The sequence below is a fragment of the Brevibacterium sp. 1718 genome (assembly GCF_051131255.1).
Classification (GTDB): Bacteria; Actinomycetota; Actinomycetes; order Actinomycetales; family Brevibacteriaceae; genus Brevibacterium; species Brevibacterium sediminis.
Genome location: NZ_CP186550.1, coordinates 175,235 through 190,728 on the forward strand (window position 1 = coordinate 175,235; position 15,494 = coordinate 190,728).

General features: G+C 67.6%; 15 protein-coding genes. 9 read left to right on the forward strand and 6 right to left on the reverse strand.

The genetic code is table 11. The annotated features are described in order from the left end of the window. Positions 1-90 precede the first annotated feature (90 nt). From ACOZ9V_RS00760 to ACOZ9V_RS00770, 3 genes are read right to left on the reverse strand one after another with little or no spacing between them, the layout of a single operon-like run. A complete protein-coding gene (locus ACOZ9V_RS00760) occupies positions 91-1,056 on the reverse strand; it encodes a diacylglycerol/lipid kinase family protein (RefSeq protein WP_434592766.1) in 966 nt (321 codons plus the stop codon). Next, entirely contained in the window at positions 1,053-2,699 is a 1,647-nt protein-coding gene (locus ACOZ9V_RS00765; protein ID WP_434592768.1) for an FAD-binding oxidoreductase, read from the reverse strand. Before ACOZ9V_RS00765 ends, ACOZ9V_RS00760 begins: the two co-directional genes overlap by 4 nt. Before the next feature lie 5 nt (positions 2,700-2,704). Beyond that, positions 2,705-4,309 (reverse strand): FAD-dependent oxidoreductase, encoded by a 1,605-nt coding sequence (locus ACOZ9V_RS00770; protein WP_434592770.1) that lies wholly within the window; start codon positions 4,307-4,309, stop codon positions 2,705-2,707. Positions 4,310-4,376: 67 nt separating this feature from the next. Here ACOZ9V_RS00770 and ACOZ9V_RS00775 point away from each other — a divergent pair, with 67 nt between their 5' ends. Next, positions 4,377-5,120 (forward strand): TetR/AcrR family transcriptional regulator, encoded by a 744-nt coding sequence (locus ACOZ9V_RS00775; protein WP_434592773.1) that lies wholly within the window; start codon positions 4,377-4,379, stop codon positions 5,118-5,120. A gap of 24 nt (positions 5,121-5,144) precedes the next feature. Here the strand turns inward: ACOZ9V_RS00775 and ACOZ9V_RS00780 are convergent, their stop codons facing one another. The 3 genes from ACOZ9V_RS00780 to paaI form a co-directional block, all read right to left on the reverse strand. Beyond that, on the reverse strand, positions 5,145-5,846 hold the full coding sequence (locus ACOZ9V_RS00780; protein WP_434592776.1) for a TetR/AcrR family transcriptional regulator: 702 nt from the start codon (positions 5,844-5,846) through the stop codon (positions 5,145-5,147). 107 nt (positions 5,847-5,953) lie between these two features. Further along, positions 5,954-7,249: a phenylacetate--CoA ligase PaaK gene (paaK, locus tag ACOZ9V_RS00785; RefSeq protein ID WP_139906535.1), complete on the reverse strand. Its 1,296-nt coding sequence runs from the start codon at positions 7,247-7,249 to the stop codon at positions 5,954-5,956. Positions 7,250-7,408: 159 nt separating this feature from the next. Beyond that, positions 7,409-7,948 carry a hydroxyphenylacetyl-CoA thioesterase PaaI gene (gene paaI, locus ACOZ9V_RS00790; protein ID WP_434592780.1) on the reverse strand — a complete coding sequence of 180 codons (540 nt, stop codon included), beginning with the start codon at positions 7,946-7,948 and terminating at the stop codon, positions 7,409-7,411. 442 nt (positions 7,949-8,390) lie between these two features. Here paaI and paaA point away from each other — a divergent pair, with 442 nt between their 5' ends. From paaA to ACOZ9V_RS00830, 8 genes are all read left to right on the forward strand, one after another. After that, positions 8,391-9,425 carry a 1,2-phenylacetyl-CoA epoxidase subunit PaaA gene (gene paaA / locus ACOZ9V_RS00795; protein WP_434592783.1) on the forward strand — a complete coding sequence of 345 codons (1,035 nt, stop codon included), beginning with the start codon at positions 8,391-8,393 and terminating at the stop codon, positions 9,423-9,425. After that, the gene (gene paaB, locus ACOZ9V_RS00800; protein WP_434592786.1) at positions 9,422-9,763 is read left to right on the forward strand and encodes a 1,2-phenylacetyl-CoA epoxidase subunit PaaB; all 342 of its coding nucleotides are present in this window, start codon (positions 9,422-9,424) and stop codon (positions 9,761-9,763) included. Before paaA ends, paaB begins: the two co-directional genes overlap by 4 nt. Before the next feature lie 13 nt (positions 9,764-9,776). Next, positions 9,777-10,757, forward strand: coding sequence for a 1,2-phenylacetyl-CoA epoxidase subunit PaaC (gene paaC, locus ACOZ9V_RS00805; RefSeq protein WP_434592789.1), 981 nt, complete (start codon positions 9,777-9,779; stop codon positions 10,755-10,757). Between the two features lie 5 nt (positions 10,758-10,762). Next, positions 10,763-11,308 carry a 1,2-phenylacetyl-CoA epoxidase subunit PaaD gene (gene paaD / locus ACOZ9V_RS00810; RefSeq protein ID WP_434595454.1) on the forward strand — a complete coding sequence of 182 codons (546 nt, stop codon included), beginning with the start codon at positions 10,763-10,765 and terminating at the stop codon, positions 11,306-11,308. Further along, positions 11,308-12,426, forward strand: a complete 1,119-nt coding sequence (paaE, locus tag ACOZ9V_RS00815) for a 1,2-phenylacetyl-CoA epoxidase subunit PaaE (protein ID WP_434592792.1) — start codon at positions 11,308-11,310, stop codon at positions 12,424-12,426. The genes paaD and paaE overlap by 1 nt, the downstream gene beginning before the upstream one ends. Positions 12,427-12,517: 91 nt before the next feature. Further along, a complete protein-coding gene (locus ACOZ9V_RS00820) occupies positions 12,518-13,681 on the forward strand; it encodes a thiolase family protein (RefSeq protein ID WP_434592795.1) in 1,164 nt (387 codons plus the stop codon). After that, entirely contained in the window at positions 13,678-14,589 is a 912-nt protein-coding gene (locus tag ACOZ9V_RS00825) for an enoyl-CoA hydratase/isomerase family protein (RefSeq protein ID WP_434592798.1), read from the forward strand. Before ACOZ9V_RS00820 ends, ACOZ9V_RS00825 begins: the two co-directional genes overlap by 4 nt. Continuing rightward, a complete protein-coding gene (locus tag ACOZ9V_RS00830) occupies positions 14,586-15,455 on the forward strand; it encodes a 3-hydroxyacyl-CoA dehydrogenase family protein (protein ID WP_434592801.1) in 870 nt (289 codons plus the stop codon). The genes ACOZ9V_RS00825 and ACOZ9V_RS00830 overlap by 4 nt, the downstream gene beginning before the upstream one ends. The last annotated feature ends 39 nt before the right edge of the window (positions 15,456-15,494 follow it).

Sequence of the window (15,494 nt, forward strand, 5' to 3'; positions counted from 1 at the left end):
TCGGTTGGGTTGAAGGCCCTGCCGGCCGGACAGGCAGGTAAGAGTCGCCCCGCGCGGAGGATGTGCATCCTCGGCGCGGGGCGACGTTGTTCATGAGGTCCGGGGCACCCGGACCCTGAGCGAAGAAGGGCGGATCGTCACGGTCGCCGGGGTCTGTGCGACCGCGTCGCCGTCGGCGACGATCTCGACCGGTGCGGCACCGGCGGGAGTGTCGATGCGGATCTCGCGAGCCCGGCTGAGATGGATGTGCGGGTGACGGTCGTGCCTGCCGGACATGAACGCGACGAGTTCGACGGCGAGCTTCGGCAGCCATGCCTCCTTGAGGAGGACGACGTCGATGAGTCCGTCGTCGATCGCCGCCTCGGGTGACAGTGTGAGCCCGCCCCCGTAGCGGCCGGAATTCGCGAACCCCGCGGTCAGGCCCCGGAAGTCGAGGCGCTGTCCGTCGACAGTCAGCTCGAGGTCGATGCTCCTCGGCGGCAGGATCGCACGCAGGATCCCGTACAGGTACACCCAATGGCCCCGGACGACCCTGGCCGAGTTCGCATACCGCTGGACGGTCGAGTCGAGGCCGAGACAGACGTTGCCGAGGCTGATCGTGCCATCGAGGTCGAGCACGTCGATCACTCGATCGCGGCCGTCGGCGATCGTGGCCACAGCCTCTTCGACGCGCTTCGGGATGCCGAGTTTGCCGATGAGGTCATTGCCGCGGCCACCGGCGATGACGCCCAGCGCCGTGTCCGTATCGACGAGGCCGGCGGCGACTGTACGCGCCATCCCGTCACCGCCGAGTGCGCCGACGACCTTGGCGCCCTCGGCGGCGAATGCTGCGGCGAGTTCCTTCGCATGTTCCTCGCTCGTGCTTCTCACGAGCCGCGCCTCGAGGCCGTGTGCGGCGAAGGCGTGGACGAGCGGATCGATGCGTCTGAGCACCGCTCCGCGCCGTGCCGTGGGATTGAGGATCACGGGCACGACCGCCGGATCGGCGACCGGCCGTGCAGAGCCCCGGTCTGCGGAATCCGTGCCGAAGGCGCCCTTGTCTTCGATGCCGCTCACAGTCGATCCGGTCCGTTCATCAGCTTGCCGGGATTCATGATGCCGGTCGTGTCGACCTCGGCCTTGGCTGCGCGCAGCATCCGCAACCACATCTGACCGGTCTCGGCGGGTAACCATGGAGCGTGGTCGGTGCCGACGGCATGGTGATGGGTGATCGTTCCGCCGCCCGCCATGATGGCGTCGCTGGCCGCGGACTTCAGCGCCTTCCACTGGGCGATCTCCGCCCCGACCTCCTGCTTGGCGAAAACCGTGTAGTACAGCGAACAGCCGGTGGCGTAGAGATGCGAGACGTGGCAGAGCACGAATGCAGGAGTGCCGCGCTCGGCCATCGCTTTCTCGATTCCGGCGCTGATCGTGCCGTGGAGGTCATTCACCTTCGACCACGGGGCCGAGGTCTCCATCGTCTCGACGATCATGCCCTCACGCAGCAGCTGATCCCGCAGGTACGGAGTCGAGAAGCGGTGCTTCTCCCACGAGGCCTCCGGAACCGCGCCGAGGTTGACGCCCTTGTGCCTGCGCACGATCGAACGACCCTGGGAGCGACGCGCACGAACATCGGAGGGGGTGCCGTCGTAGCGGACGACCAGCAGGCAGGGAGTCGCGAGGCCGCGGGCGCGCAGGTACGCGAGAACGCCCTTGCGCTGCAGCTCGCTGCCGAGCTGCGCGAGACCGAACGCGGTCTCGTTGACATCCGAGAGACGGGCGATGTCGAGGTGCAGTCCCGACTGCTCCATCTCCCGCAGCGCCGCAGCCCCGGATTCGAAGTCCGGGAAGAACCAGGAGTCGCCCTGCACTGCCTTCGGCACGCGATGGATCCGCAGGGTCGCCTCGGTGATGATGCCCAGCGTTCCCTCGGAGCCGACGAACAGCTGGCGCGGATTCGGTCCGGCCGCCGTCGCCGGGGTGGTGCGCAGTTCGACGGGACCGTTCGGGGTCGAACAGCGCAGACCGCAGACGTTCTCATCGATGCGGCCGTACCCAGTCGACTGCTGACCGGCCGAGCGGGTGGCGACCCAGCCGCCGATGGTGCTGAACTCGAAGGACTGCGGATAGTGGGCCAGCGTGAAGCCGCGAGCCTGCAGCGCCTCCTCGAGGTCGGGTCCGAAGACTCCGGCCTGGACGGTGGCCGTCAGCGACTCCTCGTCGATGTCGATGACCCTGTCGAGGCGAGCCAGGCTGATGCTCACGACCGCCGCGAACTCGCCGCGCACGGCATCGATGCCGCCGACGACGCTGGTGCCGCCGCCGAAGGGAACGACCGCCACGGATTCCTCGGCGCACAGCGCGAGGAGAGCGTCCACCTCGGCGTTCGAAGCCGGGTAGAGCACCGCATCGGGAGCGGTGACCAGCTCGCCTCTGCGCAGTCGGATGAGGTCGGGAAGGCTGCGCCCGGCCGCATGGGAGACGCGGACGGCGCGATCGTCGCGGACGAATTCCTCGCCCACCGCCTCGGCGAAACGGGCCCTGACTGCGGACGGCAGGACTGATTCGGGCAGCTCGACGTCCTCGAGCGCCACATGCGGCCTGTCGACTCCGGCCGGCCACCCGCAGTGTTTGCTCAGTATCACCTTCGCGCCGTGTTTGACCGGGCCGTCGTGGCCGTCTTCGCCCCAGCCCCACCAGCGCATACGCGGCTTGTCCATGGTCGTCATCCTTCGTGTCGTGATTCGGTGGTGAGTTCCGGAGCGAGCCGGGCCACAGCGTCATAGAGGTCAGCGCGGTCGGCGTCGACGAGTCCCCACCGGGTCCGCCGGTCGATGACGTCCTCGACCGTCAGCGCCAGTTCGTGTTCGACGGCGAAACGGACCTCCGCGCCGGTCAGTGGGATGCCCTCGCGTACGGGTTCGTTGAGGGAGGGGTCGGCATCGCCGTAGGCTGCCACCTTCGCTGCGTCGGTTCCGTAGATGGCGACGAGGCGATCGGGCAGGCCGGGTGCGGGTGTGCCCTTGCCGACGAGGCCGAGTTCGGTCGTCCGGCATGCTCCGGCGCGCAGTCCGCCGACCTTGACGACGTCGTCGACGGCGTCTTCGGCCATACGGCGGTAGGCGGTGAGCTTGCCCCCGACGATCGTCAGCGCCCCGGTCCGCGAGTCGCGCAGCAGGGCGTGTCTGCGGGAGAGGTCGGCGCTGCTCGAGGTGTCGCTTGTCTTGATCAGCGGGCGGAAGCCGGCGTAGCCGCCGACGATGTCGTCAGTAGTCAGCTTGTCTTCGAGAACGGCGTTGATCGTGTCGAGGAGGAACGCCTCCTCATCGCCGTCGGGAAGGGCACGGTCCGGGATCGGACCGTGGTGCGGATCGTCGGTGAGACCGATCATGACCAGACCGTTGGGCCACGGCACGGCGAAGACGTATCGGCCGAAATGACCGGGCACCGGGGCGGTGATCGCGGCCTGTGGATCGCCGAGGCGGGCGGCAGGAACGAGAATGTGCGAACCCTTGCTCGGTGCCAGTTCGACCTCGTCCGAGAGAGTGTCCGACCAGACGCCGGCTGCATTGACGATCTGTCGGGTGCGCAGCGTGTGCTCATCCCCGGTGAGGCGGTCCCTGATGTGCACGCGGGTGGGTTCGATGTCGGTCGCCTCGGCGTAGGTGATGACACCCGCACCGTGTTCGGCGGCGGTCCGGGCCAAGACGACGACGAGCCGGGCATCGTCGATGAGCTGACCGTCCCAGCTGAGCAACCCGCCGCGCAGACCGTCGGTCGCCGTCGTCGGGGCGAGCTGCCGGACTTCGGCGGCCGAGACGCGACGGGGATGGGGGAGAAGCTCCTTCGGGGTGCGGGCGAGCATCCGCAGGAGGTCGCCGGCGTGGAAGCCGGTGTTCGTCATGCCCGCCTCGACGCGACCGACCCCCGGATGCAGCGGGAAGATCATCGGCAGCGGCCGGATGAGGTGCGGGGCGATGGTGTTCATCAGCCGGCCGCGTTCGACGGCCGACTCCCACGCGACCCCGACGTCGGCCTTCGCGAGGTAGCGCAGTCCGCCGTGGGCGAGTTTCGAGCTCCAGCTGCTCGTTCCAGAGGCGAGGTCGCCGCGCTCGACGAGGGTGACAGAGAGTCCGCGGCTGGCCGCGTCCAAAGCGACGCCGGCGCCGGTGAACCCACCGCCGATGACGACGACGTCGGAGATATTCGCCGAGGCGGCCGCGAGGTCACGTTCGCGCTGAGCGGCGCTGAGGGACGAGGTGTTCGCTGTGGCTTGGGAGCCGAGTCCCGCCGAGGCCGTGGGGCCGTCGTCTGCATTGGTGGAGGTCATTCCCGCCCTTTCTGGCACGATGCCGTACCAGTTTGCATTCGGCGATCAGTGTTGTCAAGATCACACTGTGACTAAAGAAGGACGCCCCTACGCGGGAGCCAGCCGGGAGGTACGGGAGAGTGCTCGCCGGGAGCAGATCATCGCGGCAGGGATCGAACTGTTCGGGACTCAGGGATACCGGGCGGCCACGGTGGGCGCGATCTGCGATTCCGCAGGGTTGAACAAGCGCTACTTCTACGAATCCTTTGCCACCTTGGAGGATCTCCTGGTCGAGGTCTACGAGCGGGTGGTGGCCGATCTGCGGGCCGTGGTGCTCGCTGGTGGTGCGGCCGATGCAGGGGGCTCTGAGACTGTGACGGAGGCGCAGGGCGGCGAGTCGACGACAGCATCAGGGGCCGACACCACGGCGACGCCCGGTGTCGAGATCGCCGCGACACCCGGCGCCGAGGCCATGGCGGTGCTGCGCGGATTCATGGACGGGTTTCTCGGCTGGGCGCAGTCGAACCCGATCTTCGCGCGAGTCCACCTCTTCGAAGTGCTCGGAGTCAGTGCGCGCATCGACGAGCTCTACCGTCGGCACGGTCGGGTGATCGGCGGCGAACTCGCCGATGCGCTCTGCGTGGCCGTCTCGGGCGCCGTACTCACCGGCACGCGTCGGAGAGTGCTCGGTGACCTGCTCGTCGGCGCCGGTATTCAGATCGTCGTCGACTGGGTGATCGGCGACTATCAGCCTCCGAGGCAGGAGCTGCTGTCCGAGATCGAATTGACACTCGGCTGGGTTCTGACTGCGGGAGCGATCGGGGAAGGCTGAGCCTCGGGTGCCAGGACCCGACCCTCAGGCCTCCAGGCCTTGGAAAGCCATCGTTGTGACCGCCTCGGCGATGGTGTCGGGGTCGACGGGATAGCTGGGGCGGTACCACTCGGTGATCGAGTTGACCATGCCGAAGAGCAGGCGGGTGATGAGACCGGGGGTGAAGTCCGAGCGCAGACCGCCCTCGGCGATGGCGGCCTCGACGAGAGCGCGGACCTTCGCATCGATATTGCGTCGGGCCTCGAGGGCTTCGCGTTCCAGCGGTGAGTTTCCGCGCACGCGCAGCAGCAAGGTCACCGAATGGTGGTACTCGATGAGGATGACGACGCTGGCGCGCACGGCCAGCTGCAGGCGTTCGAGCGCGGTGACGTTCTCTCGCAGGCTCTCGGTCTCCACAGCGGAATCGAGGGCGCGGATGCCGCGGCTGATCGCCAGGTGCAGCAGCTCTTCCTTCGACTTCACGTGATGGTAGATCGCGGACTTCGTGATGCCGAGCTCACGGGCGACCGTGTCCATCGACGTGCCGTCATAGCCGCGGGAGACGAAGACCTCTGTGGCCTTGTTGATCAAGGTCTCCCGGTCGTAGCCGGGACGGCCGCGGCGCGAGCGTTTGGGGGCGGTCGCCTCGGCGGGGGTCGTCGAGGACGTCGACGCGGCGGTCGTCGATTCCGCGGACGACGTCGTCGAGTCCGGAGCTGTCGACGCAGGTGAGGACGATTCGGGCATGCGCATCAGTCTAATCGGCCACCTCGGTGAGTGCCGCGATCCAGGTCACAGCACTCACCTCGGCACGCGTCCGCAGCGCCGCTTCAGCGCATGCACTGCGCCTCATCTCAGCGCACGCCCTCGCGGCGGTCGATGATGCGCTTCATCTTGCCGACCGAGCGCGGCAGGTCCCCGGGCATCTTGATGTCGATGGCGCAGGAGACGCCGAGGCGCTCCTTGATGCGGGCGGCCACGAGCTTGTCGAGGCCGTCGAGCTCGACGGCGCCGACGCCTTCGCGGGCCTCGACCTCGACGGTCATCTCGTCCATCCGACCCGGGCGGGTGAGGATGAGCTGGAAGTGGGGGCTCAGGGGTGCGAACTCGAAGAGCACGGTCTCGACGTTCGCGGGGTAGACGTTGACGCCGCGGATGATCATGAGGTCATCGGAGCGGCCGGTGATGCGCGAGATGCGGCGGAAGTTCGGGCGCGCGGTGCCCGGCAGCAACGTTGCGAGATCGTGCGTGCGGTAGCGGATGATCGGCAGCGCTTCCTTCGTCAGTGAGGTGAAGACGAGTTCGCCCTCCTCGCCGTCGGGCAGCACCTCGCCGGTGAAGGGGTCGACGATCTCCGGGTAGAAGTGGTCCTCCCAGATCGTCGGGCCGTCCTTCGTCACCGCGGATTCGCAGGCCACACCCGGTCCCATGACCTCGGAGAGGCCGTAGATGTCGACGGCATCGATGTTGAAGGAGTTCTCGATCTCCTTGCGCATCTCGTCCGTCCACGGCTCGGCGCCGCAGATCGCGGTCTTCAGGCTCGTCGAAGTCGGGTCGATGCCCTGCTTGTGGAATTCGTCGAGGATCGTGAGCAGATAGGTCGGGGTGGCCGTGATGATGTCCGGCTTGAAATCCTGGATGAGCTGCACCTGGCGCGGGGTCTGACCGCCGGAGATCGGGACGACGGTGAACCCGTGACGCTCCGCCCCGTGGACGCCGAGTCCGCCGGTGAACAGGCCGTATCCGTAGGCGTTGTGCATCATCTGTCCGCGCTTGCCGCCGGCACCGAGGATGGACCGCGCGATGAGGCTGCCCCACCGATCGAGATCGCCCATCGTGTACCCGACGACGGTCGGCAGGCCCGTCGTTCCCGAGGAGGCGTGGATGCGCGCGACCTGCTCCTGCGGGACGGCGAAGAGCCCGAACGGATAGTTGTCGCGCAGGTCCTGCTTGGTCGTGAACGGCAGCTTCGCAATGTCATCGAGGCTCGTGATGTCGGCGGGAGTCACGCCGAGGTCGTCGAAGGCCTTCCGGTAGAACGGCACCCGTTCGTACACCGAGGTCACCGTCGTCTTGAGGTTCTTCAGCTGGTCGGAGCGCAGCTCGTCCAGGCTCATCCGTTCGCCGGCGTCGAGGTCGGTCTCAGTCATCATCGTCTCCTTGCGAATCTCTTCTGTGTGTCAGATCCAAAAGCCGCCGAGGTGGTCCACCGTTCTTCGGTGTTCGGTCGTCGACGGGTGGTTCGGTGGGGGTGGTCCGGCGCGGCTGGGAGCCGGACGCGGGTCGGGAGGTCGTGCAGTCGGCCGGGTCTACTTGCGAGCGGGCAGCGTGCGGGAGCGGCCGCGGTAGGTGGCGATGATGTCGTCGCCGCGGGTGACCGTGACGTCGTAGATGCCCGAGCGGCCCTGCTTGATGACCTCATGGCCGCGGGCGACGAGCTCGTCACCGAGGTACGTGGGTTTGAGGAAGTCGATGTCTCCGCCGGAGGCGACGGTGATCGAGCCGGGATGGTTGCAGGCCATCGCGAAGGTGGTGTCGGCGAAGAGGAAGATGTAGCCGCCGTGGGTGATGTCGTGGCCGTTGGTCATGATGTCGGTGACCCTCATCGAGCACTGCGCCCACCCGGGTCCGTGGTCATCGACGGTGATGCCCAGGTGCTGGGAGGCGCGATCGTTGGCGAACATCGCGGCGGCACCGGTGAGTTCCGTCTGTGGGGCTGCCCCGGTGGATCCTGTGGGTTCGGGCTGTGGAGCCGCCTCGGTGGGGGACTCGGGAGCCGCCTCGGCGGGGGTGGAGGTGTTCGGGGTCTGTGACTCCGCGGTCGTCGTGTCGTGGGTGGGCTGTCCCATGGTCGGCTCCTCCTCGAGTCGCGGGTTCAGGCGCCGATGCACGAGGAGTGCCTGCGCCGCTGCGTGTGGACGACGGTGAGAGTTCCCCGTGATCCCGGGCGGTCAGCCCGTCGGAGAATAAACGACCATCTGGTCAATAAATATCGTTCCGATCGTCGCCGGTGTCAAGTCACGGGGTGTGGATGGGGTGTGTTCGTCTGCGAATCGCACTACCAGCTCGGCGACGTGCAGGACGGCGGGGGTGAGTGGCTCCTTCGCGTGGGCGGCACGGCATTGCACCCGGGCCGGGGGTGTGCGACACTGGTGGCAACAATACAGAACAAATGGTCAGTAAATGGATGCCCTCGGGCCAGAGGTCTTACGATGGTCGGACCGATGAGGAGGTCGGCAGCCGCTGACCGAGCCGGGTCCTGACAAGGGCACATCCAAGGGTGGAGTGGTCATGACAACTCAAGTGAACGACAACCGCTTCGACGAGGCGCAGCTGCAGGAACAGTTCGACGCCACGATCGAGGCCAAGGATCGGATCGAACCCCGGGACTGGATGCCCGAGGCCTACCGCAAGACGCTCATCCGCCAGGTCGCGCAGCACGCGCACTCGGAGATCATCGGCATGCAGCCCGAAGGCAACTGGATCTCCCGCGCGCCTTCTCTGCGCCGCAAGGCGATCCTGCTGGCGAAGGTCCAGGACGAAGCCGGACACGGCCTCTACCTCTACTCTGCCGCCGAGACCCTGGGCGCCACACGCAACGAACTCACCGAGAAGCTCGTCGCCGGCAAGCAGAAGTACTCCTCGATCTTCAACTACCCGACCCTGTCCTACACGGATGTCGGCACAATCGGTTGGCTCGTCGACGGGGCGGCCATCTGCAACCAGGTGCCGCTGTGCCGGACCTCCTTCGGCCCCTACGGTCGCGCGATGATCCGCATCTGCAAGGAAGAGTCCTTCCACCAGCGTCAGGGCTATGAGCTGCTGATGACGATGATGCGCGGCACCGACGCTCAGCGCGAGATGGTCCAGGAATCGGTCAACCGCTTCTGGTGGCCGGCGCTGATGATGTTCGGACCTCCCGACGACAACTCGCCGAACACCGAGCAGTCGATGGCCTGGGGCATCAAGACCCACACCAACGATGAGCTGCGCCAGAAGTTCGTCGACATGTCCGTCCCGCAGGCCGAAGCCCTCGGCGTGACGTTCCCCGACGAGAACCTCAAATGGAACGAAGAGCGCGGACACTACGACTTCTCCACCCCGAACTGGGACGAGTTCTGGGACGTCGTCAAGGGCAATGGCCCCTGCAACACTCAGCGAATCGCCCACCGCAAGCGCGCCTGGGACGAAGGAGCGTGGGTGCGCGAAGCAGCGCTCGCCTACGCCGAGAACCAGACCGTCGAGGCGGCCGCCACCCCGGCCGCAACCGCGGACACCCCCGCCGCCGGAGTTGACACCACCACCCCCGAGGAGACTGCGAAATGACCGAGACCAACCCCGGCTCCACCTCGGCGAAGGACGCATCCGCTGCAGGCTCGACCCGCGGCGAATGGCCGCTGTACGAGGTCTTCGTGCGCGGCAAGCGCGGACTCAACCACGTCCACGTCGGATCTCTGCACGCCGCCGACGACCAGATGGCCGTCCACCATGCCCGCGACGTCTACACCCGACGCAACGAAGGCGTGAGCATCTGGGTCGTCCGCGCCTCCGACGTCACGGCCTCGAGCCCGGACGAGAAGGACCCGATGTTCGCCCCCAGCGGCGACAAGGTCTACCGCCACCCCACCTTCTACGACATCCCCGCCGATGTCCCCCATATGTGAGAAGGGGCGAGAGATGACTGCGAACAACGAACCCACCATCCACGTCGAACACGACGAAGCCGGCACGAACGTCGATCACGGCGACCACGACAACGCGTACTCCGGTCTGCTCGTCAACGACGCGAACTGGGCCTTCGGCACCGACTTCGAAGACCCCCTGGCCGGCGTCGACACGACCGTGCCCGACGGCGTCGGCGCCAAGGACCTCGGCGCGTACTGCCTCATGCTCGGCGACGACGCCCTCGTCTTCAGCCAGCGGATCTCCGAATGGTGCTCGAACGCCCCTGACCTCGAAGAGGACATTGCGCTGGCGAACATCGCGCTCGATCTCCTCGGGCAGGCTCGTCTCCTGCTCGCCCGCGCCGCCGCAGCCGATCCGGAGCTCGTCCCTGAACTCCCCGGAGGCTCCCCGGTCCCCGATGAGGACCGTCTCGCGTTCTTCCGCGACGACTTGGGTTTCCGCAATGTCCGCCTCGCCGAGGTGCCCAATGGCGACTTCGCCGAGGCGGTCGCGAAGATCCTCATCTACTCCACCTGGCGCCTGTCGATCTTCGAACGCCTCACCGACAGCCGCGACACCGTGCTCGCGGCCATCGCGGCCAAGGGCGTGAAGGAGATGTCCTACCACCGCGACTTCGCCGGACGCTGGGTCGTGACCCTGGCCCGCGGCACCGAGGAATCGAAGTCCCGCCTGGTCACCGCGCTGGACGGCCTGTGGCCGCTGTGGTCCGAGCTCTTCGAGACCCACCCGGTCGAGAGTGCCGTGGCCGAGGCCGGAATCGGCGTCGACCCCGCGACGGTGGCCGACGAGGCATCCGTCATCCTCGACCAGGTGTTCGCCGCAGCCGGAATCGATCGGCCCGAACGCGGTGGTCTGGCCGGGGTCGGCGTCCACGGCGGCAAGGGCCGCGACGGACTCCACACCGAGGCCCTGTCGAAGCTGCTCGCCGAGATGCAGGTCGTCGCCCGGGAGCACCCGGAGGGTCAGTGGTGACCGCCATGCTCGAGACCTACCCGACCGACACCCGCACAGCAGACATCACCGACGCCGAGGCGATCGACCGTGCCTGGGCCGCCGCCGAACGCGTGACCGACCCCGAGATGCCGATGCTCACCCTCCTCGACCTCGGCGTTCTGCGCGACGTCACGATTGAGAACGGCCACGTCGTCACCACCATCACCCCCACCTATTCGGGCTGCCCGGCGATGGCGACGATGCGCGATGACCTGCAGCGCGAACTCCTCGAGGCCGGCTTCCCCGACGCCGAGGTGCGCGTGTCCCTGACACCCGCCTGGACGAGCGACTGGATCACCGAACGCGGCAGACAAGCACTCAAGGACGCCGGAATCTCCCCGCCCGGGTCCGCCCCAGTCCGCACCGGCCCCGTGGCGCTGACCCTCATGCCCACCCACCGCGCCGTGACCTGCGTGCTGTGCGGATCCGACAACGTCCGCCTGTCCTCCGAGTTCGGCGCGACCGCGTGCAAGGCGATGTACCAGTGCAACGACTGCCTCGAACCGTTCGACCATGTGAAGGAGATCTGATGACACAGACGATCGATCAGACCGCCGAGGCGGCTCCCGCCACCGAGCCCGCCGACGGACGCTCCCGGTCGGCTTTCTACCCACTCACCGTGAAGTCCGTCGACCACCTCACCGAGGATTCGGCCGCAGTGACTTTCGACGTGCCGGCCGAATACAGCGAACTCTTCGACTTCGCCGCCGGACAGTCCCTGACCCTGCGCCGCATCATCGACGGCCAGGAGCACCGCCGCACCTATTCGATCTGCGCCCCGGCGGGAACCGCCCCGCGTATCGGTGTCCGCGAAGTCCCCGAAGGGCTCTTCTCCCTGTGGCTGGTCAACGAGGTCCGAGCCGGCGACACCATCGAGGTGCAGCCGCCCTCGGGCAGCTTCCGCGCCGACGCCTCCGCCGGCGGCCGGCACCTGTGCATCGCGGCGGGTTCGGGAATCACCCCGATGCTCTCCATCGCCTCGACCGTGCTGTCCAACCCGGCCGCCTCGGTGACCCTGCTCTACGGCAACCGGCACACGAACACCGTGATGTTCGCCGAGGAGCTCGCCGACCTCAAGGACGCCCGCAACCAACAGCTCGACCTCGTCCACGTCCTCTCCCGCGAACCCCGCGATGTCGAGCTCTTCTCCGGCCGCCTCGACGCGGAGAAGCTGCGGGATCTGCTCACCGCCATCGTCCCGATCGGCAGCATGGACCATGTGTGGCTGTGCGGCCCCTTCGGCATGCTCGAAGACGCCCGCAAGGTCCTCGCCGAATTCGACGTGCCGAAGGAGAGGATCCACTTCGAGCTGTTCTACGTCGACGAACCCCCACCGGAGGTCGTCCACGCGGACAAGGTCGTCGAAGGTGCGACGAGCGACGTCACGGTCATCCTCGACGGGAAGCGCTCCACCTCGGCGATGTCGCAGGGCAAGACCATCCTCGATTCCGCACAGGAATCCCGGTCCGATCTGCCGTTCGCCTGCAAGGGCGGCGTCTGCGGAACCTGCCGCGCGAAGATCTGCGGCGGCGAAGTCAACATGGTCCGCAACTACGCCCTCGAGGACGCCGAGGTCGAAGCGAACTTCGTCCTCACCTGCCAGACGTTCCCCGTCAGCGACGAGGTCACGGTCGACTTCGACTCCTGAGCGTCCCGATCCCCAGTGGGCGCGGGCCCGCACACCAACGGGTGCAAGCCCGTACCATGTCACCTACCCGAACTCTTCAGCGAGGAGACCCATGCCCGAGGCATTCATTCTGGACGGACTGCGCACCCCCATCGGACGCTACGGGGGTGCACTGGCCGACCAGCGGCCCGACGACCTCGTGGCGACCACGATGAAGACCGTCGTCGAGCGGGCGGGCATCGACCCGACCGATATCGACGAGGTGATCCTCGGCTCGGCGAACCAGGCCGGTGAGGACAACCGGAACATCGCGCGCATGGCCGTGCTCCTGGCCGGACTGCCCGAATCCGTGCCCGGGTTCACCGTCAACCGTCTGTGCGCCTCGGGGATGACCGCGATCACGACGGCACGGGCGATGATCGCCGCGGGAGATGCCGATGTGGTCGTGGCCGGCGGAGTCGAATCGATGACTCGAGCCCCGTGGGTGAGCGAGAAGCCCTCGCGTGCGTGGTCGAAGCCGGGCCGGACCTGGGACACCTCCATCGGCTGGCGGTTCACGAACCTCGCTTTCGGTGAAGACACGACTCTGTCGATGCCGCAGACGGCCGAACGCGTTGCCGAGAAGTGGCAGCTGAGCCGTGAAGCCCTCGACGAATTCGCCTATCAGTCCCATCAGAAGGCGCTGGCCGCGCAGAAGGCCGGCAGCTTCGGCCCGGAGATCCTGCCCATCGGAGAAGTCACCGCCGATGAGGGTCCGCGCGATTCGACGTTGGAGAAGCTCGGCAAGCTGCGCCCCATCCACGGACCCGGGGGCGTCATCACCGCCGGAAATTCCTCCTCGCTCAATGACGGTGCCGCCGTCGTCGTGCTCGTGTCCGAGGACTATGCGAACAAGCACGGACTCAGCCCGCGCGCCCGGATCGTCGCCGGTGCCAATGCCGGTGTGTCCCCGGAGATCATGGGCATCGGACCCGTCCCCGCGACCCGGAAGGTGCTCGAGCGCACCGGGTGGAAGGTCGGCGAACTCGAGGCTGTCGAACTCAATGAGGCCTTCGCCTCCCAGTCGCTGGCGTGCATGGGCGACCTCGGCCTCGACCCGGAGACCGTCAACGGCTTCGGCGGAGCGATCGCGCTCGGCCACCCGCTGGGCTGCTCGGGCACCCGCATCACTCTGACCCTGCTCAACCGCCTGGAGCAGGCCGGGGCGAAGAAGGGACTGGCGACCATGTGCGTGGGCGTCGGCCAGGGTTCGGCGCTGCTGCTGGAGCGCGTGTGAGCGCCGGCGGCACCGGCGGGGACACGAACGGCGCACCCGGCGTGAACGATTCCGCCTCCCCGCTGCTCATCGAACGCCATTCCGACCGCACGATCATCCGGCTCAACCGGCCGGAGGTCCGCAACGCCATCGACCAGTCGATGGTCGATGCCCTCCACGCGGTGTGTGCCGAACTCGAGGCCGAACCGAAGGTCGCGATCCTCACTGGCACCTCCGGAGTCTTCGCCGCAGGTGCCGATATCTCGCAGCTGCGCAATCGTCGCCGCGATGATGCCCTGGCCGGGATCAACTCGAAGATCTTCTCCCGCATCCAGGAGCTGCCGATGCCGGTCATCGCGCTCGTTGAGGGATTCGCCCTCGGCGGCGGGGCCGAGCTCGCCTTCGCCGCGGATTTCCGCATCGGCACCCCGTCGACGAAGATCGGCAACCCGGAGACCGGTCTGGGCATCCTCGCCGCCGCCGGAGCCGCCTGGCGTCTGCGCGAACTCGTCGGCGAGCCCCGCGCCAAGGAGATCCTCCTGGCCGGACGCACCCTGCAGGCCGACGAAGCCAAGGCCATCGGTCTGCTCAACGACGTCGTCGATCCCGAGGACCTCGAACTCGCCGGTCAGGCGCTGGCCGATCGGATTGCGAGCTTCGCACCCGTGGCCGTGCGGCTGAGCAAATCGGCGTTCCACGCGCCGCGTGAAGCGCATCCGCTCATCGACAATGTGGCCCAGGCCGTGCTGTTCGAAACCGAGGAGAAGTTCGCCCGCATGGATGCGTTCCTGTCCAAGCGCGAGGCCAAGAAGGCGAAGAAGGCAGCCGAGCAGGAAGCGGCCGAGCGTGCCCGCGCCGAGGCCGTGACCACCGAAGCGATCGACCAGCAGCGCGATTCGCGCACCCGAGAAGAAGGCGACAACGCATGAGCGACACCACTGACACCCCCACCGAGGCGGCCCCCACCACCGCCCGCGTCCCCGATGTCGTCGGCGTCTTCGGAGGCGGTCGGATGGGTGCCGGAATCGCGCATGCCTTTGCCACCGCCGGTGCCCGCGTCGTCGTCATCGAGAACACCGACGACACCGTGGCCGCAGCCCGGGAACGCATCGACGCCTCGGTCGAGAAATCAAGGTCCAAAGGCATCGAGGTGCCCGGAACCGTCGTCGTCGACCGCGACCCCACCCTGCTCGACGAGGCTCTCCTCGTCGTCGAAGCCGTGCCCGAGATCGTCGAACTCAAGCAGGAAGTGCTTGCGAGCATCGCGAAGCACGCTCCTGCTGCGAGCATCGGCACGAACACCTCGGCACTGTCGATCGACGAGCTCGCCGCAGCCCTGCCACGGCCACAGGCGCTCATCGGCCTGCACTTCTTCAACCCGGTGCCCGTGTCCGAACTCGTCGAGGTCGTCGTCGGCACCCACACCGATCCCAAGCTCGTCGACGTCGCCAAGGACTGGGTGACGGGGCTGGGGAAGACGGCGATCACGGTGAAGGACTCGCCCGGATTCGCCTCCTCCCGCCTCGGCGTGGCTCTCGCTTTGGAAGCGATGCGGATGGTCGAAGACGGCGTCGCCAGCGCGGAGGACATCGACCGGGCCATGACCCTTGGCTACCGGCATCCGGTCGGGCCGCTGAAGACGACGGACATCGTCGGCCTCGATGTGCGCCTCGGCATCGCCGAGCACCTCGCAGCGGAGATCGGTGAGCGATTCACACCCCCGCAGATACTGAAGGACAAGGTCGCCGCCGGTGAACTCGGCCGCAAGACCGGGCAGGGTTTCTACAGCTGGTGACCACGGGCGTCCGCCCGACGGGCACCGGCCGCACCACAC